At 59.3% G+C, this 19,175-nt stretch carries 15 protein-coding genes; 3 read left to right on the top strand and 12 right to left on the bottom strand.

The features are described 5' to 3' along the window. Positions 1-31: 31 nt before the first annotated feature. Positions 32-1,174: an alpha-D-ribose 1-methylphosphonate 5-triphosphate diphosphatase gene (locus ED661_RS06920; RefSeq protein ID WP_122073159.1), complete on the top strand. Its 1,143-nt coding sequence runs from the start codon at positions 32-34 to the stop codon at positions 1,172-1,174. A 251-nt stretch (positions 1,175-1,425) separates the two neighbouring features. Then, positions 1,426-2,169: a hypothetical protein gene (locus ED661_RS21890; protein ID WP_162930065.1), complete on the top strand. Its 744-nt coding sequence runs from the start codon at positions 1,426-1,428 to the stop codon at positions 2,167-2,169. A gap of 228 nt (positions 2,170-2,397) precedes the next feature. On the opposite strand, the gene ED661_RS06910 is transcribed toward ED661_RS21890, so the two are convergent. From ED661_RS06910 to ED661_RS06880, 7 genes are read right to left on the bottom strand one after another with little or no spacing between them, the layout of a single operon-like run. After that, positions 2,398-2,874 (bottom strand): class I SAM-dependent methyltransferase, encoded by a 477-nt coding sequence (locus ED661_RS06910; protein ID WP_122073157.1) that lies wholly within the window; start codon positions 2,872-2,874, stop codon positions 2,398-2,400. Further along, entirely contained in the window at positions 2,871-3,635 is a 765-nt protein-coding gene (locus tag ED661_RS06905) for a polysaccharide deacetylase family protein (RefSeq protein ID WP_122073364.1), read from the bottom strand. Before ED661_RS06905 ends, ED661_RS06910 begins: the two co-directional genes overlap by 4 nt. 8 nt (positions 3,636-3,643) lie before the next feature. Further along, the gene (locus ED661_RS06900; protein WP_122073156.1) at positions 3,644-4,792 is read right to left on the bottom strand and encodes a glycosyltransferase family protein; all 1,149 of its coding nucleotides are present in this window, start codon (positions 4,790-4,792) and stop codon (positions 3,644-3,646) included. Continuing rightward, positions 4,789-5,376 (bottom strand): histidine phosphatase family protein, encoded by a 588-nt coding sequence (locus ED661_RS06895; protein ID WP_122073155.1) that lies wholly within the window; start codon positions 5,374-5,376, stop codon positions 4,789-4,791. The genes ED661_RS06900 and ED661_RS06895 overlap by 4 nt, the downstream gene beginning before the upstream one ends. Next, positions 5,373-6,461 (bottom strand): glycosyltransferase family 4 protein, encoded by a 1,089-nt coding sequence (locus ED661_RS06890; RefSeq protein ID WP_122073154.1) that lies wholly within the window; start codon positions 6,459-6,461, stop codon positions 5,373-5,375. Before ED661_RS06890 ends, ED661_RS06895 begins: the two co-directional genes overlap by 4 nt. Continuing rightward, the gene (locus tag ED661_RS06885) at positions 6,458-7,702 is read right to left on the bottom strand and encodes a glycosyltransferase family 4 protein (protein WP_122073153.1); all 1,245 of its coding nucleotides are present in this window, start codon (positions 7,700-7,702) and stop codon (positions 6,458-6,460) included. Before ED661_RS06885 ends, ED661_RS06890 begins: the two co-directional genes overlap by 4 nt. After that, positions 7,699-8,925, bottom strand: a complete 1,227-nt coding sequence (locus ED661_RS06880; protein ID WP_371412406.1) for a glycosyltransferase family protein — start codon at positions 8,923-8,925, stop codon at positions 7,699-7,701. The genes ED661_RS06885 and ED661_RS06880 overlap by 4 nt, the downstream gene beginning before the upstream one ends. A 343-nt stretch (positions 8,926-9,268) precedes the next feature. Here ED661_RS06880 and ED661_RS06875 point away from each other — a divergent pair, with 343 nt between their 5' ends. After that, a complete protein-coding gene (locus ED661_RS06875) occupies positions 9,269-11,623 on the top strand; it encodes a mechanosensitive ion channel family protein (RefSeq protein WP_122073151.1) in 2,355 nt (784 codons plus the stop codon). A gap of 176 nt (positions 11,624-11,799) precedes the next feature. Here ED661_RS06875 and ED661_RS06870 read toward each other — a convergent pair whose 3' ends face one another. Genes ED661_RS06870 through ED661_RS06850 form a run of 5 tightly spaced genes read right to left on the bottom strand, consistent with a single transcriptional unit; the run spans position 11,800 to position 19,024 of the window. Then, positions 11,800-13,149 carry a CoA transferase gene (locus ED661_RS06870; RefSeq protein WP_122073150.1) on the bottom strand — a complete coding sequence of 450 codons (1,350 nt, stop codon included), beginning with the start codon at positions 13,147-13,149 and terminating at the stop codon, positions 11,800-11,802. Continuing rightward, positions 13,146-14,300, bottom strand: coding sequence for an ABC transporter permease (locus ED661_RS06865; RefSeq protein ID WP_122073149.1), 1,155 nt, complete (start codon positions 14,298-14,300; stop codon positions 13,146-13,148). Before ED661_RS06865 ends, ED661_RS06870 begins: the two co-directional genes overlap by 4 nt. Beyond that, positions 14,297-15,325: an ABC transporter permease gene (locus ED661_RS06860; protein WP_122073148.1), complete on the bottom strand. Its 1,029-nt coding sequence runs from the start codon at positions 15,323-15,325 to the stop codon at positions 14,297-14,299. Before ED661_RS06860 ends, ED661_RS06865 begins: the two co-directional genes overlap by 4 nt. Then, the gene (locus tag ED661_RS06855) at positions 15,325-17,259 is read right to left on the bottom strand and encodes an ABC transporter substrate-binding protein (protein ID WP_122073147.1); all 1,935 of its coding nucleotides are present in this window, start codon (positions 17,257-17,259) and stop codon (positions 15,325-15,327) included. The genes ED661_RS06860 and ED661_RS06855 overlap by 1 nt, the downstream gene beginning before the upstream one ends. Then, positions 17,252-19,024, bottom strand: a complete 1,773-nt coding sequence (locus ED661_RS06850; protein ID WP_122073146.1) for an ABC transporter ATP-binding protein — start codon at positions 19,022-19,024, stop codon at positions 17,252-17,254. Before ED661_RS06850 ends, ED661_RS06855 begins: the two co-directional genes overlap by 8 nt. Positions 19,025-19,175 lie beyond the last annotated feature (151 nt).

The raw sequence follows: 19,175 nt of genomic DNA, 5'->3' as shown, positions 1-19,175 counted from the left end.
ATTCCTATAGCTCGAAAGATGTGAAGCCCAGATGACAGATGAATTGATCCTTGCCAATGCCACCCTTGTGCTGCCCGGTGAAACGCTGCGCGGACAGGTCAAACTCCTGGGCGGAGAAATCGCGGATATCTCTGGGGGCAGCGCTGTTCCCGGGGGTGCGGTGGACTGTGAGGGCGACTACCTGAGCCCCGGACTGGTTGAGCTGCATACCGATAACCTGGAGCGCCATATTCAGCCGCGCCCCTCGGTGGATTGGCCGCATGCTGCGGCCATTATGGCCCATGACGCTGAATTGGCTGGCACCGGTATCACCACCGTATTTGATGCCATGCGGGTGGGGTCGGTCAGCCGCAAGGAGAGCCGTTATGGATCTTATGCGCGCGGCTTGGCGACCGAACTTTTGGACTTGCGGGCAAAGAATGCGCTGAAAATTTCCCATTTCCTGCACCTGCGGGCCGAGGTCTGTTCAGATACACTGGTCGAAGAACTGGCGGCGTTCGGCGAGGCGGACCGGGTTGGTCTGGTCTCCCTGATGGATCACACGCCGGGCCAGCGCCAGTTCCGCGATATCTCCAAGCTGGAGGCCTATGTCAAAGGCAAGCACGGGTTTGATGATGCCCAGTTCCAAGCCCATATCGCGCATCTGAAAGACCTGCGCGACACCCATGGCGACCTGCATGAGATTGAGGCCGTCAAAGCCGCCCGCCGTTTTGGCGCAGTGCTGGCCAGCCACGATGACACGACGGCAGAGCAGGTTGCGACTTCGGCGGGTCACGGTATTCACCTGGCGGAATTCCCCACCACGGTTGAGGCAGCCCGCGCCTGTCATGCCCATGGCATCAAGGTAATGATGGGGGCGCCGAACCTGATCCGGGGTGGCTCACATTCTGGCAATGTGGCCGCACAGGAACTGGCCGAACTGGAACTGCTGGATATCATCTCGTCGGATTATGTTCCCGGTGCGCTGTTGATGTCAGCAGTCAAGCTGGGGCAGATCTGGGGCGATATGGCGCGCGGGCTCTCTACGGTTACTCAGGCCCCTGCCGATGCGGTTGAACTGTCTGACCGGGGCCGGATTGAGATCGGCAAGCGGGCAGATCTGATCCGATTTAAACTGGTGGACAATACGCCCGCTCTGCGCGGCACCTGGGCGCGCGGGCAAAGGGTTGCGTGATGGGAGCAAATGTCACGCGGATCTGCATTCCTAATTTGGTGCAGATCTGTGTGGTGCCCGGTCTGAACTAAAGAGGTTGGTTTTGCTGCGGGTGCAGCAGAGTTAGCAGAGCTGGCAGCTAATTGTCTGCTTGGAGCCCATCTTGACCAGAGATGCGGATCAAACAATTGGCCGCTTTCCCGGGCTATGAACTAAAATCACTTTCATCTTGCCAGAATGAGATGTAGCCATATCAAGAGCAATTTGAGGGAATGGTTTTGTTTCGGTGGTTCAAGCAAATATTGTTTGGTTCGCGCGCTTCTAATCTCCCGAAGGAACGCGGTACGCAGCGCGATTGGATCAATGCTGCAAACCGTCACTGGCAACTTCGATGGCACGATCTATTAGACGTTGACGGTGATCTTATTGCTGCTGGCGAGTTTGACCGACCTCACCCCCTACCTGGCGAAATAGACTGCGACTTTCGTCTAATTTTCGGTCTGCCTCGCGCAACCTCCAAAACAAGACAAGAGTGCTTTGCACTCTTCCCGTCAGGACCAGAAATGCACCCGCGTTTCCAAGAATTCCTTTCCTCCAAACCGGTTGCCCTTTCAGAGACTGAGGCTCGTGAGCGATTGACAAAGGTCGTTGCTTTGATTGAAGAAATTGGTCCAAACGAAGACGTGGATCTTTCAAAAGTTAGGGTCGTTGACCGCGACACTGAAGGAGGTCTCGGCGAACTCTGCAACACAGACGATATCACAGTATTGTTGGAAAAGAACTTGTTGCCTACTTACCCTGTCGAAGAACTAACTAAGATCGCCGCAGAGTTCTTTTTGACCGAACCGCTCTATGCCGCCGCGGGAAACTTCTATCAGGTATCGAATTGGGTTACCGCAGCCATGACAGGTGGCTTGACGGACAAGCTGCAATCGGAGCTGTATAAGCTTTGGGCGGGTGGCTGGCAGGTTGCCCTGGAACCGGATGGGGTGATCCTGGCCCCACGAAAAATCTGAGCAATAGGATGCTCGATTATTTCAGACACCAAATATACCCGACTTCAAGACTAAAGCGACCATTTCGACTACTTGAGAGATACTACAGCAGCCATTGGAGCATCAGGTGAAAACGGCAGGTTTGTCCGCAAAGCGACATTTCGAATATGCGCCTCTATCGTTTCGATGCCTTGCAGGGAATGAAATCCAGGAAATGAGGGTCCGGTCGAAATTCTGACGCAGCGAAACTCAGGCACGGTAGAACAGGTAGCGCCCTTCTGGGATGCCTTCGGGGCCTTTGAGTTCCTCAAATCCGATCAGTGGCTGGCCTGAAACCACGATGCCGCCCTTGGCCATAACGGATGCGATCACCGGTGACATGGCGGCGGCTTCTGCCACGTCCTGTTCTTTGACACCAAAGCCAAAATCGTAATGGGCCATAACGATCTTGTGTCCTTCGGCTCTGAGGCGCTCCAACATCGGAACTGCCTCGCCTTGCAGGAAATCCTCTTTGGGAGGCACACAGGAGGGGTGGCATTGAAGGACCCGGTCGATGACCCAGACGCGGCGGTCGGGCAGGGTCTCGCGCAGGTGGTCGTAGGTGCGGCCATTGCCCAGACCCATATCCAGCACATCGCCTGCAACCCTGGCAATTTCAGCGGCGGCCCAGTTCAACCCATCTCGTTGGGCGGTAAAACGGCGCAGCATCGAATCCAATCGGCTCATCTCAGATCGTCCTTGTTGTCAAATTTCCAGACCCGTCCTGGCCCCATCATCAGGCGCATGATCAGCGCCTCGGTGAAACCCCAGATTTCCGCGTCATGCACCAGATGATGGGTGAGGATACCATAGGGCTCGGTGTTATCGGCAGCCCCCTTGCGACGCGACCGCAATTGTTCGCAGACCTGTGCGATCAGGCGTTCAGGCGCAACCAAAGACCGGGTTTGCTTCCAGTCAATGGGGTCCAGGTGAGTATTGATCTGCGCCAGCCCCGGCGCCGCCAATGGGGCTTTGCGCGGGGTAAAGGTCGACAGAGCAGCAAAACCGAGATCGGGGAGCGCAGGGAGCAATTCTAGTGAGATACGGTTCCAGGGCGGCACAAACAGGGGCACCAGCCGGGGCCCAAACAGCTTTTGCAAACGGGCCAGCCCCTGCTGCATATCGTCCAATGACTCCTGTTTTGGCCGTTGCTCGGGAAATTCGCATTTCTTTTGCCCCTTGGTGGCCCGGTTCTTATGCGCCCAGCCATGGATGACGGGGATCAGCTCTGGGTGATCTGCCACATAGAGCGCCAGCTCAGGCTCCGCGGTGGCAGGGATCACCGCCAGATGTACCGGCAGCGCCAGTTTCTGCGCCAAGGCGCTGAGCTGATCCAATTGGGCTGTCGGTGCAATGGCATCATCGTCGCGCCACCACAGGGGCAGATGCCGCGCTTCGGCCTGCCATTTGGCCAGTTCTTTCTCCAGCGGAGACCAATCCGGGGTCATGCCTGAAATCATACCTGTGTTCCTGCCTGGGGTTGGGCCAGATCATGGGCAATCTCAACCGCGCGTCGGGCGCCGTCAAACTGAAACCGCGCGGCCGAACGGCGTGGTGCGGCAACAACTTTTTTAACTGCCTCAATCAGGCGTTCTGGGGTCAGGTCCGCGGTGCGTATTGCCTCAAATCCGGGCAGCGGTGTCAGGCTCTTGGCGCGCAGGCTCTGCTCGACTTCTTTGCCGGCATCAAAGGGGATCAGCACCGCCGGGGCCTCCGCCTGCAACAGATCCAGCGCGGTATTGTAGCCGCACATGCTGACCGAGGCCGCCACATGGGAGAGCATCTGACGGAAATCGGGGCGGGTGGGTTCAATTCTGGCAGGCGAAGGGATTTGGGAGAGCCGTGCGATCCGTGCCTCTGCATCGCTGCCGCCAACCAGCAGGCGCCAGGGGTAATCGGGCATCTGTTGCGCTGCTGCCAGCGCACAGTGGTAGATTTCATCTCCAACACTGCCGCCGCCTGCGCTGACCAGGATCTCCCCCTCGCCCTCGGCATTGGGATGAGGTCCGGCCGGAGATGGCGCGACAAAACCGGTGTAATGCAACTTGTCCGCCAGCATGTCAGACACTGGCCAGCTCAGCTCGAGCCGGGTGGCCTGCGGGTCGGAATGCACCAGAACACCGTCGTAGAAGTCGGCAATCACCTGATCTGCCTTCGTCGCTTTTTCCGGCTTTGAGGGCGGTGCCAGGATATCGCGGATCGAGGCCAGGATTTTTGGAGGCTGGGGCAGGGCCTTGGCGGCTTGCAGCAGGATGAGGAACTCATGGCGCAGCGCGCGGCGGCCAAAGGGGTAAAGTTCGGTGATCAGCACATCGGGGCGCTGTTGGTGCAAGGCCTGGCACAACATGGCCTGGCGCTGCTGGTGATAGGCAGCATCGGCCAGATCGTCGCGCGCATTCAGAAGCTGGGTGAAATTCACCCCGTCCGAGCGCAGCGGTGGCAGTTGCACCAGCTCAATGCCGTCGGTGTCGAGCTGCGGCGCGGGGAAACCGCCAGAGACGATTTGCACCCTGTCACCAGCAGTTTGAAAAGCACGGCCCAGGGTCAGCGCCCGCGACAGATGGCCGGTGCCTAACAGATGTGTAACGACGATCATCACCTTCATGGCGTGGTTCTTTTTAGCAGGCGCACGGGCTCAGCCCATGGGGTGAGGTGCTCTCCGTCGATCTCGACAACAAACAGTCGATTGCGTTTGATCCGGAACGGCGCAGGCCCGTTAAAATTCCAACCGTAGGCCTGTGCCAGGATCATTCGCATGATGCCGATATGGCAGACTGCGACGCTATCGCGCTTCAGGCCCGCCAACCAGGGCTTGATCCGCGCCCAGACCTCTGCCGGAGTTTCGCCTCCGGGCGGGCGGTAATCCCAGCCCCAGTGTTCGATATCGCAAAACCCACTGTTCGGGTCAGCCTTCAGCTCCAGGCCCTTCTTGCCTTCCCAGTCGCCCCAAAACATCTCTGTCAGGTTTGGCGCGGTTTTGGGGGGGCAGTCTGTTACCAGTTCAGCAGTCTCTACAGCGCGTGACAATGGGCTGGACCAAAGCGCAGCCTGATCCCAGGGGCTGGGGAGGGCAAACTGTGCCAGCTCGGCGCGGGCGGCGTCATCCAGCGGGATATCGCTGCGGCCCTGGATCTGACCGGCGCGGTTCCAGGCGGTATGGCCGTGGCGCAAAAGAGCAAGGCGGATCATCGGCTGTCCTCAAACAAGGGGGTGACAGCGGACCAGAAACGGGCGCTGGCGGCTGGGGCAAGATGGTTTAGCGCGATCATCTTGCGGGCCTCACACCCGAGTTTTTGCCCCAGGTCTGGTGCGGAAAGCAAGAGTTGCAGCCTTGCGCGCAGCGCTTCAGCGCCGAGCGAGACGTCGGGATACTCCCCCGGCGCCAGAATGTCCCGCATACCGGGGCGGTCCTGGGCCACCACGGGCAGCCCATGGCTTTGGGCTTCGAGATAGACCATGCCAAAGGCCTCGTTGACGCCGGGCCAGAAGAACAGGCTGGCCTGCTCATAGGCCCGGATCAGCTCAGGGCGCGACAGCTGGCCCAGAAAGGTGACGCGATTGCCATAGGGCGCCATCAGGGCCTCGATCTCAGGTCGGGCGGGGCCATCGCCGGCGATGTGCAACTGCCAGTCGCCCTGCAACCCGGCCAGGCTGTCGGCGATGATCTGATAGGAGGCGAGCTTGTCGCCTTGGCGCATCATGCCAACGCTCAACATCGGCCCGTCCAATGTGCTGGCAGCGGGCAGGGCGGCGCTGGGCAGAAAGGGCGGCAGGTTGATCAGGGTTTGACGTGCATGCTTGTCGCGTTCCAGCGTGATCAGATCGTTGGCGGTGAGGTAGAAGATCACCGCGGACGCATCAGCCGCGTCATGGGCGGATTGGGCAAAGCCCGCCCACGGCCCGGTGAGCCGCTTTGACGCGCGGGTGCTTTCGATCTGCACATAGGGAATACCCCGCGCCTGTGCTACCTGAGGGCCAATCAGATCCGGTGCCTTGTAGTAGTTGTGATAGGTGACCCAGAGATCCACGGGGGGCATCTCGGCGCAAAGTCGGCTGACCTCCTGGGCGGCCTTGTCGCGCAGTCTGGTTTGCAGGACGGCGTCGCCTATCTTGTCAAAGATCTTCAGTTCAGTCACCAGATCGACCTCAGCGCCTGCGGCGGCAATGATATCGATCAGATTGCGCCCCATTTCCCGGTCGCCCGAAGGTACGGGATGGCGTGGCGATTTCATCGGCGCATAAAAGGCGAGCCGTTTGGGGGCTGCGGTGCTCATGAGCCCTGCAGCATGGCATCCAGTCGGGCAACCAGCTGGGCAATGCCGGGATCCATGCCAAAGTCGCGTCGCAGCCGCAGCAGCGCCGCCTCAGCCATCCCTTGTGCCATCTTTGGCGTGCGGGCGAGAGACAGGATGGCCTCGGCCAGATCCTGCGGGTCATCCTTGCTGAGCAAGCCATGAGTGCCGCTGTCGATGAATTCAGGGATGGCAGAGACCGGCGTGGACAGGATCGGCAGCAATTGCGAGGCTGCCTCCATCAGCACATTGGGCAGACCGTCACGATCGCCATCCTTTGCGATCCGGCTGGGCAGCACAAACAGATCAGAGGCGCGCATGGCCTCGATAACCTCGGGCTGATCGCAGGCACCACGCCAGGTGATGCGCTGGGCGACGCCTGCGTCCTCAGCCATGTCCTGCAACAGATCGTTGAGGCCGCCGCCGCCGATATGGGTCCAGTGCCACTCCAGATCCTGTGGCAGCAAGGCCAGAGCGGCGATCAGCCGGTCAAAGCCCTTCTTCTCCACCAGACGGCCAACGGACATGAGTTTAAGCGGATCAGATGGCGTCCGCCATGCACGGGCAGGAGGCTCGGGGAAGCGCGCCAGATCCAGGCCGTGGTAGATCAGGTCAATGCGGCTGGCATCGTCGGACATCTGTTGCAGGTGTCGCGCGCCAAAGCCGGTGCAGGTGGCGCCAAAGGCGGCGCCGTGATGCTGGCTGGACAGTTTTTCGGAGATTTCCCAATCCGGCGAGGTCCAGATATCCTTGGCATGGGCGGAAAAGCTCCAGGGCAGTCCGCGCATGATGGCCGCGTAGCGGGCCACAGAGGAAGGGGTGTGCAGGAAATGCGCATAAAGACCCAGCACCTCATCCGGCATTTCCGCCGCCAGCACGCAGGCCTGGCCAAACCGGCGAATGCGGTTGCGGCTGCGGTCACGCGCCAGATCGGCGCGCCAGATGCGATAGGCCTCTGCGTAGCCGGGCAGAGCCTGCGCCGCAGCCCGGGCCGCCCAGACGCGGTCAGGTTCCTGATACAGATATTCGGGCAAATAACGCACCTTGGCCTGCAAACGGTCATGCAGGGGGTGACGTTTCACATCGGTGGGGTGGCGCAGGGACCAGATCTCGAACGCCTGTCCTGCTTCTTCCAGGGCGACAAGCTCCTGGGCGATAAAAGTCTCGGAGAGCCGTGGCCAGCCCTTGACCAGAACCGCCAGAGGGGGATGATCTTGGCTCATTCAGCGGCCTTTCGTGGCAGGTCATGCAACAGGGAGGCAACGCGGCGGGTGACGTAATCCAGCCCGTCGAGCAATCCATCAGAGAAGGCTGCAGAGGGGGGCTTTTGCTCTGCCAGGGCGCTGATTGCTTTGTTCATCGCCTTTGGGGTCCAGCCATCGCGCTTTTCGTCCAGCATGGCGACCAGGCCTAACTCTTCAGCCCGACTGGCGCGGATCCATTGTTCCAGCCGTGGCGTTGTTCGAGGCACGATGACCGCAGGTTTGTCAAAGGAGAGCACCTCGCAGAAGGTGTTATAGCCACCCATGCAAACAACCCCTTGGGCGCCGGAGAACAGGGTCTCGATACGGGATTCAAAGCCCACAGCGGTGACACGCCCGTCAAGCGCCGCAACGCGGGTTTCAAAGGCTTCACGGGTCTCACCCGACAGGAAGGGGCCGTAGACCAGTACTGCGCGTGGCGACAGTTCGGGATTCTGCTCATAGGCGGACAGCACCAGATCCACCATCATGGCGCCATCGCCACCACCGCCGGGGGTGATCAGCACATAGGGCTGCTCTGGCGGGTCATCCCAGACGCCCAGATCGCGCCGCAGATAGCCGGTCCAGTGCATGCGCTGCTGGGTGGCCGGGCTCAGTGCAAGCCCCTGGGCCGGGTCATAGATTGATGCCAACCCATAGACCCAAATCTCGTCGTAGAAACTCTCGGTGGCCTCAACGGCCTCTTTACGGGCCCATTCGGCCGCTAGCACCTCGGGCTCGTCCAGCACATCGCGCAGGCCCAGAACCAGTTTGGTTCGTTGCTGTTCGGCCAGCAGTTTCAGCGTTGACAGCAGCTCACCTCTAAAGCCGGTGGGCTCTTTGTCGACGATCAGCACATCGGGGTCATATTGCTCGGCCATGGAGCGGATCAGGCCGCTGCGCAGTTCTGTGGTTTCCTCGATGCTCATGCCCATGGTACGCGAGGCGTAGCTGCCGTCAGAGCGTTTGATCACCCCAGGCAGGCGCATGTGGTCTACACGGGTTGGAAAGGCAAACCGACCCGCCACTGGCGACCCGGTCAGGATCAAAGCGGAAGCTGAGGGGTCGGCGGCGGTGATTGCACCCGCCAAGGCACGGGAGCGGCGCAGGTGCCCCAGCCCGAATGTGTCATGACTGTACAGCATTACCCGAGGGCCGCGTTTAGTTTGGGTCTGCTCGCGAGAGGTCTCTGTGGTCGAAGTCATGGGCTAGCCTGCAGATGTACTACAGATTGGGTGGTGCAATAGGAAAGTGCCGAAATCAAGAGGGTTAACCTTTCAAACACCCAAATTTGAGGGATATGGCAGTGAGGAGACAGATCTTATCCCCTGATTGGCGTTTCTCTTAGGGAAGAGCGCAGCGGAAGACCGAGTCACGGGCTTGGTGTTTTAGGTTGGGCTCGGCGGAGAAGACGAGGTCTTGGGTGTGTGGGGAGAGGCGCTTTCTTTTCGGTTTGTAAAATCTCCCCGCGTGAACCGCATGTGTTCAATTGCGAATATCTGATTTTGTCGCTACCGTGAAATGGCTTTTGTCTGGAGCCCGTCAGTTATGATCCATCGTCTTTGCCAGTTTCTTTGTTTTAGTCTGCTGTTGCTTTTCACTACCCTGATGATACCCACTGCGGGGGTTGCTCAGGAGGCTGCGGAAGAGACCTCCGATCCGGTTGCACGTGCAGTAGAGCTGGCGGCCGAAAGCGGGTTGGGGGTGATTATTGTTGATGGCAGTGGCGCTGTCACTGGGGCAGCGGCTACCCCGCAAAGTGCTGAGACCTCGCCGATGGAGGGGCATTCAACGCTGATGAAGGCGCAGTCGGAGTTTCAGTCCTTCCGTCAGGAGCTGAGAAGCCGGTTGCAGGCATTGCCCTATTCGATCTTTGAGATGAAATACGTCCTGCGTCAGACCAGCCCAGATGGGCGGATCATGACCTATGTCGAGGTCTTTGGCTGGAGCCTGTTGTTCCTGTTTATCGGGCGCTGGCTCTCGGTCGAGATCTACGGCAAGCGGTTCGCCAAACGCTATGTGGTGGCCCGGATCAAGGCGGATCCGGAAGGCTACTACGAGAAGATGCCTTTCCTGGTCTATCGTTTCTTCATGGGGGTTCTGGGAACCATCTTTTCGATGGTTTTTGCCCTGTTGCTATCCTTTCTGATTTTTGGGGCGTCAGGGGATAGCTCCATCGAATTTACTGTGACCGCCATCTATACCGCCTTCTTTGTGGCCAGCGTGGTCTCTGACCTGTGGCGGATGGTGCTGTCGCCCTATCTTCGCCAGTATCGTATGCCGGTGTTTTCGGATCGCGATGCCAAACGACTTTATTATTCGGCATCTTTGCTGGCGACCTATGACATCTTTTCGCTGATCTTTGCCACCTGGGTCGGTGATTTTGGGCTCAATTACAACGTCTATGCGCTGGTCTACGGGCTGCTGGCTCTGGTTGGAGCGCTGGGTAGTCTGATTTTGCTGGCGCTTAATGCGCGCGCCATTACCCATGCCATTCGGGCAGGACGCCCCAAGGAAGACTGCTCTTGGTTGCTTAAGGTTCTGTCGATGGTCTGGGCGCCGACAGTGGCGGTCTATATCCTCTTTGGCTGGCTAGAGCTGGCCTTTGACCTGGTGTTGGAGCGCGATATGTCGGTGCCGCTGATGGCGGGAACCTATATGGTGCTGACCTCAATCCTGGTGGTTTACGGCGTGATCAATTACGGCATTGAAGCCTATAGCTACCGCCGTCGCTTGCCAGAGGTTCTGGAGCCTGAGCCCGGGGCGGACCTTGGCGAGCCTGGCGAGGATGGTGTTACTGGTGAAATCTCTGAGGATGAGATCAAGTCCATGTCCCTTCGGCAGGGGTACCAGCTCTCGACCTTTGAGGATCTGGCACGCCGGGTTGCTGGGATCCTTGCGTTTTTGGTTGGCGCCTATGCGCTGGTGATTGTTTGGACGCCAGAAGCCAACTGGATGGAGACCACGGCCGCCGAGCGGGGCATTGATGTGGTTGTCATCCTGTTCCTGGGCTACATCATCTATCACACCTCACGGATCTGGATCGACAGCAAGATCGACGAGGAGGTCGGCGATCTGCCCGAGGCCGAACTGGGCGATGAAGGTGGCCATGGTGGGGCCAGTCGGCTTGCCACCCTGTTGCCGCTGTTTCGCGGTGTTATCCTGGCCGTGGTTCTGGTGTCGATCGTGCTTATTGTACTGCTGGAGCTGGGAGTGAATGTCAGCCCGCTGTTTGCCGGTGCTGGTGTGGTTGGCCTGGCTGTCGGCTTTGGCTCGCAGACCCTGGTGCGGGATATCTTTTCGGGGGCGTTTTTCCTGTTGGACGATGCCTTTCGCAAGGGGGAATACATCGATATCGGCGATGTCAAAGGCACGGTTGAAAAGATCTCGGTGCGCTCCTTTCAGCTGCGCCATCATCTGGGCGCGTTGCACACCATTCCCTTTGGCGAAATCAAGGTGCTGACCAATTATTCGCGCGATTGGGTGATGATGAAACTGCCGCTGCGGGTGACCTATGACACGGATGTCGAAAAGGTGCGCAAGCTGATCAAGAAACTGGGTCAGAGCCTGCTGAGCGATCCGGTCATTGGCGAGAGTTTCATGCAGCCCCTGAAGTCGCAGGGGGTCATTGAAATGCAGGACTCGGCGATGATTATCCGGGTCAAATTCATGACCAAGCCGGGCGATCAATGGCTGGTCCGCAAGCGGGTCTATCAGGATATTCGCGAATTGTTTGCCCGCGAAGGCATCAAGTTTGCTCATCGCGAAGTCACCGTGCGACTGGCCGAAGATCAGGCGGAGGATATGCCGCAGCAGAAGAAAGAGGCCGTGGCAGGGGCGGTGCAGGCGGCCATTGATGAAGATCTGCTCGACGTGAACGAAGGCGGCGGCGACGACCGGTAACGCTTCGTCCCCTTGCACTGGTGTGTTCAGGAACAAGGGGGGCTCCCGCCCCCAATTCAAACCGCTGACGCGCCTTGTTTGGTGTTGGGCCGGGCGCCGGGCTTTAGGCCCGGCGGGTGCGGATTGCCAGTGCCGGGTAGAGCTGAGAGATCAGTTTTGGCTGGCAGGCGCTCGGTCTAGGCGTTTGACCAGCGGGCAGGCGCGCTGCCGCAGGCCTGTGCCGGGCTATCCCATTGCATCTGGGTTGTTCCGATTTTCAGGGCAGGGCGGAGACGCAAAGCCGGGCCCCAGCTGCTGTCTTCGATCTGTGGTGCATAATCCTCTGGCTGAGGGGCGGTGATCTTGGGGCCGCTCAGCCTTTGTGACATCTGCGCCAGGTGTTCTGCCATGCGGGCGAGGGACAGTCGTGCACTGGCAGCTCGTTGGGTCGTGGCGGCAGTTGTTATGGCGTTGAGTACAGCAGCAGCCATTAGATAGCCGGTGGCATGATCCAGTGCCTGCACAGGCAGAGGCGTCGGTTTGTCGGCCCCGGCCCATTTGGCGCCTGTATCCGCGATCCCGGCGCTCATCTGCACCAGACTGTCAAAGCCGCGACGCTTTGCCCAGGGACCGGTCCAGCCATAGGCATCCAGTGTGACTTCAATACGATTGGGCCCTATCTGGTCCCGCGTGGCATGGTCTAACCCAAGCCCCTCTAGGGCGTCGGGGCGATAGCCATGCACCACGACATCCGCCTGAGCCAGGAGATCTTTGCACCGCTGTAGATCGGTACTGTCCCGCAGATCGAGACTGGCCATGGATTTCCCCAAGGAAATGTCTTGAATCACGCCGGGTTCATCCCAGCCAGGGGGATCTATGCGCAAGACTTCGGCTCCAAAACCGGCGAGGGTCCGAGTGGCAATTGGTCCGGCCAGCACCCGAGTGAGATCAAGCACCCTTAGCCCTGCCAGAGGTCGCGCAGCGGTTGCGATTGAGCGGTGGCGGAGCGACACGGGGCGAGGGGCCACCCAGTTCACCATAGGCTCCTGTGCCACTGCCCGACCCTGTGGATGGGCCAGCCATTGACTGCGACTACGCATAAAGGCGGCAACCCCGCCCTGCGCGACCACCTCAGTCTCGAGCGGTTCACCGTCCCAGGTGGCGACCGCTGCACGGACGGCATCAGGCTCTTCGGCGCAGCCCAGAACGGTCAGGGCAGCGGCGCGGTGATGGGGCAGGTTGGTGTGTAGTCTAATCCAGCCATCCCGGCAGCGGTAGTTGCCGGCGATCGGATCCCAGAGGCTGGGCAGCTCCCAGCCCTGGGCGGCAAAACTGTAGCCAAACCAGAGCGAAGCAAGGCGTTGATCCACAGTCACCGGCAAGACCCGCGAGCTGAGCCCTATGGCCTGTATCAACAGGGCCATTTGCTGGCCGACGGCGGCAAAGCTGGCATTGGCCAGCTCACTGACGGCAAAGGCACTGTCATAGCAGCCGCTGCCCGTGATCTCGTAGGTTTCGGGAGCTGGGAAGTCTTGCAGCAGGTTCATTGCTGATAGGGGTCCAGACTGTCCCGGAGCCCATCGCCAAAGAAGTTAAAAGCCAAGACGATTACTACAATCGGCAGCATCGGGATTGCGGTCCAGGGGTAGATCTCGATCGAAGCAAGGTTTTGCGCATCATTGAGCATCACCCCCCAACTCACCGCTGGCGCCCGCAGGCCTAGTCCGAGGAAGGACAGGGCGGTCTCGCCCAGGATCATTGCCGGGATCGAGAGCGTGGCCGAGGCAATCAGGTGCGACATGAAATTGGGGATCAGGTGTTTGCGGATGACACGCCCCGAGGAGGCCCCCATCATTTCAGCTGCGCGCACGTATTCTTCTTCGCGCAGCGACAGGAACTTGGCACGCACAGATCGCGCCAGTCCCGGCCAATCCAATATGCCGAGGATCACTGATATGATGAAAAACACCGCCACTGGCGACCAGTTGGAGGGCACTGCAGCCGAGAGCGCCAACCAGAGCGGCAGCTCTGGCAGGGAACGCAGAACCTCAATCACCCGGTTGATCACCCAGTCGATTTTGCCGCCGAAATAGCCGGCAACGGAGCCAAAGAAGATGCCAAGCACAAAAGAAACCGAGATCCCGATCAGGCCAACAGTCAGCGACAATTGTGCTCCATAGAGAATGCGGCTGAAGATATCGCGGCCCAATCGGTCAGAGCCCCAAAGAAACAGTGTCGCCCCTTCGGGGGCGCAGAACAGATGGGTGTTTGAAGGGATCAGTCCGGCGATATTGTAGCGCTTCCCTTCGCAGAAGAAATCAAGCTTGCGTGGTGTGTCGAGATCAGGCTTGAACACCCATTGAAAGGTCTCCAGATCGGCCTCCGAGGTCATCGGATAGATGAAAGGGCCGAGGAACTCACCCTCGTGGAACAGGTTGATCGACTGTGGCGGCGAATACAGATGTTCGCTCATCCGCTGGTTGGGGCCATAGGGGGCAATGAAGCCCACCACCGGCAGCAACAGATAGCAGATCAGCAGGAAGGCACCAGAGATCAAGCCCAGCTTATGGGTCTTGAACTTGCGCCAGATCAGCACCCAGTTGGGCGCATCCAGATCCTTGCGCTCCAGCTCCTGCAGGGAGGTCTGGGGATCATAGGGCGCGTCATCAACAAAACGTCCGTCGGGTAGATGGGTCATGCGTCACGTCCCTCGTAGCGAATGCGGGGATCCAGCAGGACCAGCAGCACGTCGGAAATCATCGTTCCAATCAATGTCAGCAGGGCGACAAACATCAGCACAAAGCCGGAGAGGAACATATCTTGGGTCTTGAGCGCCGTCAGCAGGGTCGGGCCGATGGTCTGCAGGCCCAGAACCACCGAAACCAACACCGAGCCGGAAATCATCGCCGGCAGCAGGTTGCCGATATCGGCAACAAAGGGGTTGAAGGCGACCCGCAGCGGGTATTTTGCCAGCATACGAGAGGGCGACATGCCCTTGGCCACGGCAGTTTCCACATAGGGTTTGCCCAGCTCATCCAGCATATTGGCGCGCAACCGCTGCATCATCGCCGAGGCCCCTGATGTGCCGATAACAAAGGTTGGCACGATCAGGTGGATGAGAATGGATTTGACCTTCTCCCAGCCCATGGGCTCACCCTCAAAGGCGGGGTCCATCAGGCCGCCAATGGGCAGGTTGAACCAGCGATGCCCATAGTAGAACAGGATCAGCGCCAGCAGGAAGTTTGGTGTGGCCAGGCCGAGATAGCCAACAAAGGCAGAGGTATAGTCAACCCAACTGCGCGCACGCGCGGCGGCCAGAACCCCAAGCGGCAGCGCCACGACATAGACAAAAAGCACGGCGGCCAGATTGACCAGAACGGTGAGCCAAAGACTGTCGCCAACGATTTCCGACACCGGGCTGTCAAATTCAAAAGACCAGCCAAAGTTGCCCTGGACCAGACCGGAGAACCCATGCGGACCGGGCATGAAGCCAACCCAGATAAAATACTGCTGCCACAGGGGTTTATCCAGTGCATATTCACTGCGCAGAAACTCGGCCTTGGCCACCCCGGCGGATTGGCCGCTGGCGCGCAGCTCAGCGATCTGGTTCGACAGATAGTCGCCGGGGGGCAGGTTGATGATGACAAAAACCAGGATGGAAACCACCCAGAGGGTCAGCAGCATGGTGCCAAATCGGTAAAAGGCGTAGCGTAGGATTTCCATCAGCCGTCACCATCCTGAAAATAAAACTCATCCGGGCGATAGACGCCAAAATGGGCGCCGGGATCCCAAGCCCAGGTAGCATTTTGGGGAACATTGCGCAGACGGTTTGAAACCACCACAGGCTGTGGTGCTGCGGCGACTATGCCGATGCCATAGACCTGTTCTGAGTGGATCGAGAGCATCTCATGCCAGATGTCTGCGCGTTCCTCATCATCTGAAGCAGCTTCCCAAAGATGTAGCAGCTCCATCAAGCGCAGGGCAGGCTTCATATCCGGGGCCTCACCTGCGGCGCCGCCAGTTTGGTAGTGCTGCCCCCATTTGGGCCAGGCCAGAAACACCTGATCGGTTGGCGCTAGATAGGCAGGAGATGTGTGTTTCTGCGGCAATCCGTTGTCCCAGCCGTACCAGACCGAGGCCATGGTGCTGCCGGAAAACACCCGGTTGCGCAGAATGTCACGATCCAGTGGCCGCATGATCAGTTTGACGCCGACATCATTCCAGTCGTCGGTGATGATTTGCAGAGCATTCTCCACCTCCTGGCGCTCACCTGCCGTCTCGATCACCAGTTCCATACGGCGACCATCGGGCAGATAGCGAATGCCATAACCGTCTTTTTCGGTAAGCCCAGCCTGATCAAGCAGACGGTTTGCCAATGCAGGATCAAAGGAGGCCCAGGCCTCGCGGAACTCAGGTTTGAAAAAGGGGCTTTGCTCCAGCACCGACATGGCACCGGCCTTGGCCAATTTGAAGTATAGTGCCCGGTTGATAGCGGCCCGGTTTATCGCCAGCGACAGGGCCCGGCGCACGCGGACATCGCGCAGGATTTCACGCCAAACCGGGTCAGCGGTGTTCAGATTCGGATAGATAGCGATTTGTGAGGCCGCGCCTGTTCCCCAGAGATAGGTTTTGTAGTTGCCGCCATCGTTTTCGCCTTTCCGCAGGATCGGAATGTCGCGAAAACCGAGACCGCGTGCCTGAAGATCAGCCTGCCCGGCGTTGGACTTGGCCGCAACCAGACCGCCGGCCACGATTTCCATCTCGACGGTGTCGATATAGGGAAGCTGAACACCCCGGCTGTCGACACGGTGATAATAGGGGTTGCGCACAAACTGATGGCGGATCCGCTTGCCTGCGGTGGCATTGATCCAGGGCTGTAGGGTGGGCAGCTCGTGATTGTCGAACTTGTACATATTGTCGTATTTGTTGTGCAATGCCGCCCAGCTTTTGACCCGGGCATAATCCACCTCTTCGGCCAGAACCTCTGCATCGGCGTAATCAGCATGGAATTGCTTCAGGTAGGCTGAGGGGCGATAGATGAAGGGCGGGCGTGCCTGCGCCAGGTTTTGCAGAAACTGAGGGTGCGGTGTTTGCCACTCAAAGATGACGGTGGTCTCATCCGGGAAGCTGACCTGGGGCAGCTCACCTTCTGAATACAGAAAATCCGGTGGTCCGGCAGGGCTCAGCAGTGGACTATTGGCGATGTCCTGCCACCAGTATTCAAAATCAGCAGAGGTAAAGGGATCGCCATTGGACCAGCGATGGCCGGGCCGCAGGTTCAGCGTGTAGCGCTTGTTCTCTTCGTTTTCATAGCCCAACAGAATGTCGGGCTGTAGCTGGTAGTCTTCGGTGTATCCTACCAACCGGGCATAGCCATAGACTACCATCTGCCGGATGTCTTTGGAGCGGGTCACCATGGTGTTGAGTGTGCCGCCCTGCATGCCAAATTCACGCCCCTTGGCACTGAGGTCAACAATCAGCGGAACATCCGGCAGGCGCTCCGAGATCGCTGGCAGATTGCCCGCCTCGACCTCTGGCTGCCAAAAGCGGCTTTCGACAAAGCTGGGTCCGGCAAGCGTAGGCAATGGCAAGATGAGGACCGCGGCTGCCAAGGCGGAGGAGATCCGGGTCAGCGCGAATTTGGTGGTCTTAAACATGGCAGCGTACCTTGTGTCCGGGCGCAAGCGGCGTGAGTGGCGGCGCTTCATATCCAGAGAACCTGAATTGTTCGGGCCAGTCTTCCGGGCGCCCTGCGCCCTGCGCCACCAGCTTCAGGTTGATGGGGCGGCGAATGTCCGGTTCGGGCTGCGCCGCAATCAGAGCCTTAGTATAGGGGTGCTGGGGATTGTGGAACAGAGTTTCAGGGCTTGCCTGTTCAACCACCAACCCGCGCCGCATCACGGCAACCTCATCGGCAATACGGGCGACCACTGCCAGATCGTGGCTGATGAACAGATAGGAGAGCTGTTTTTGGTCTCGGATTTCTTCCAGAAGGTTCAGGATCTGCTCCTGCACCGAGACATCCAACGCCGAAGTCGGTTCGTCGCAGACAATAAGCGAGGGATCCAGCATCAATGCGCGGGCAATTGACAACCGTTGGCGCTGGCCGCCGGAAAAGGCATGTGGATAGCGTTGCAGCATATCGCGCCCCAACCCCACCATCTGCAACATTTCCGCTGCCCTTATCCGTCGTTCGGAGCGATTGCCGATCCCATGGATCTCCAGCGGCTCAACCATGGTATCGAGAATACGCATTCGTGGGCTGAGCGAGGAATAAGGATCTTGGAACACCATCTGCGCCTCGCGCTGAAAGGCGGTGCGGGCGGCGCGGTCCATCCTGTGCACTTCGATCAGCGGCGCGTCAGATTTGGCGCGAAACAGCACCTCGCCGCCCTCATTCGGGGGCTCTGCGCCCAGGGCGATACGGGCGGCTGTGGTCTTGCCTGAGCCACTCTCGCCGACGATGGCAAGGGTTTTGCCCCGAGGCAGTTCCAGATCAATACCGCGACAGGCATAGATCAGACTGGGGGCTTTCCAGCCCTTTCCCGCGCGCATGGTATAGGTCTTGGAGACCGATTTCAGCTCGAGGATCAGGTCCTTTTGCTGGGGCGCTGCTTTGGGCGCGGCTGCGGCGGGAATTTTTGGCGCCGCCTGGATCAGAGCCTTGGTATAGGGGTGCGCCGGGTCGCAGAGCAGTGGTTCGGCGGCCCCGGCCTCCATCACACGCCCCTTGTGCATGACCACGACCTGTTCGGCCATATTGGCAACCACGCCCAGATCATGGGTGACAAGGATCATCGCCATGCCGGTGTCGCGCTGCAGTTCCTTCATCAGCCCCAGAACCTGCGCCTGGGTTGTCACGTCCAGAGCGGTTGTTGGCTCATCCGCGATTAGCAGTTTTGGCTTGGCCACCATGGCCATGGCGATCATGGCGCGCTGACGCATGCCGCCTGAGAGCTCAAAGGGGTAGGAGCTGTAGGTGCGCTCCGGATCGGGAAAGCCGACGCGTTCAAAACAGGCGAGCACCTCTTTTTTGGCCTCGGCCTCGCTTTTGCGCCCATGCAGCCACAGCACCTCGGAGACCTGATTGCCAATACGATGCAGGGGCGACAGGGATCGCATCGGTTCCTGAAAGATCATCGCAATCTGATTGCCGCGCAGGTCGCGCATTTTGGCTTCGGGCAGATGGACCAGTTCTTTGGTCTCAGAGCTGTCCTGAAACTGAATGCTGCCCGACCGGATCTGAGCCGCCCTTGGCAGAATGCGCAGCACGGCGCGACAGGTGATGGTCTTGCCGGACCCGCTTTCCCCGACCAAGGCGAGTGTTTCTCCGGCGGCGACGTCAAAGCTGACATTGCGTACAACAGAGTCTTCCTTGCCAAAGCCAATGCTGAGGTCTTTTACCGAGAGCAGAGGCGCCATTCAGCGCTGCCCTAGGTGATGTCGTAGTCCGGCCATTATGTCCCGTCTTTCCCTGGTCTTTTTTGCCCACACCATCGCGCGGCGCCTGTGCTCTAGTCAAACCCCATTTGCCCTGTCAGGTATTTGCTGAAGTAAATTTGATGAAACGGCA

The sequence above is a fragment of the Pseudophaeobacter sp. EL27 genome (assembly GCF_900313025.1).
In the GTDB taxonomy this organism is placed as follows: domain Bacteria; phylum Pseudomonadota; class Alphaproteobacteria; order Rhodobacterales; family Rhodobacteraceae; genus Pseudophaeobacter.
This window is presented reverse-complemented; position numbering and strand designations above follow the sequence as displayed.

What these genes read in the sequence shown, in the direction of transcription:
- ED661_RS06920 (WP_122073159.1), top strand. Translation starts at nt 32, where the DNA reads ATGACAGATGAATTGATCCTTGCCAATGCCACCCTTGTGCTGCCCGGT.
- ED661_RS21890 (WP_162930065.1), top strand. Translation starts at nt 1,426, where the DNA reads ATGGTTTTGTTTCGGTGGTTCAAGCAAATATTGTTTGGTTCGCGCGCT.
- ED661_RS06910 (WP_122073157.1), bottom strand. Translation starts at nt 2,874, where the DNA reads ATGAGCCGATTGGATTCGATGCTGCGCCGTTTTACCGCCCAACGAGAT.
- ED661_RS06905 (WP_122073364.1), bottom strand. Translation starts at nt 3,635, where the DNA reads ATGACCCCGGATTGGTCTCCGCTGGAGAAAGAACTGGCCAAATGGCAG.
- ED661_RS06900 (WP_122073156.1), bottom strand. Translation starts at nt 4,792, where the DNA reads ATGAAGGTGATGATCGTCGTTACACATCTGTTAGGCACCGGCCATCTG.
- ED661_RS06895 (WP_122073155.1), bottom strand. Translation starts at nt 5,376, where the DNA reads ATGATCCGCCTTGCTCTTTTGCGCCACGGCCATACCGCCTGGAACCGC.
- ED661_RS06890 (WP_122073154.1), bottom strand. Translation starts at nt 6,461, where the DNA reads ATGAGCACCGCAGCCCCCAAACGGCTCGCCTTTTATGCGCCGATGAAA.
- ED661_RS06885 (WP_122073153.1), bottom strand. Translation starts at nt 7,702, where the DNA reads ATGAGCCAAGATCATCCCCCTCTGGCGGTTCTGGTCAAGGGCTGGCCA.
- ED661_RS06880 (WP_371412406.1), bottom strand. Translation starts at nt 8,925, where the DNA reads ATGACTTCGACCACAGAGACCTCTCGCGAGCAGACCCAAACTAAACGC.
- ED661_RS06875 (WP_122073151.1), top strand. Translation starts at nt 9,269, where the DNA reads ATGATCCATCGTCTTTGCCAGTTTCTTTGTTTTAGTCTGCTGTTGCTT.
- ED661_RS06870 (WP_122073150.1), bottom strand. Translation starts at nt 13,149, where the DNA reads ATGAACCTGCTGCAAGACTTCCCAGCTCCCGAAACCTACGAGATCACG.
- ED661_RS06865 (WP_122073149.1), bottom strand. Translation starts at nt 14,300, where the DNA reads ATGACCCATCTACCCGACGGACGTTTTGTTGATGACGCGCCCTATGAT.
- ED661_RS06860 (WP_122073148.1), bottom strand. Translation starts at nt 15,325, where the DNA reads ATGGAAATCCTACGCTACGCCTTTTACCGATTTGGCACCATGCTGCTG.
- ED661_RS06855 (WP_122073147.1), bottom strand. Translation starts at nt 17,259, where the DNA reads ATGTTTAAGACCACCAAATTCGCGCTGACCCGGATCTCCTCCGCCTTG.
- ED661_RS06850 (WP_122073146.1), bottom strand. Translation starts at nt 19,024, where the DNA reads ATGGCGCCTCTGCTCTCGGTAAAAGACCTCAGCATTGGCTTTGGCAAG.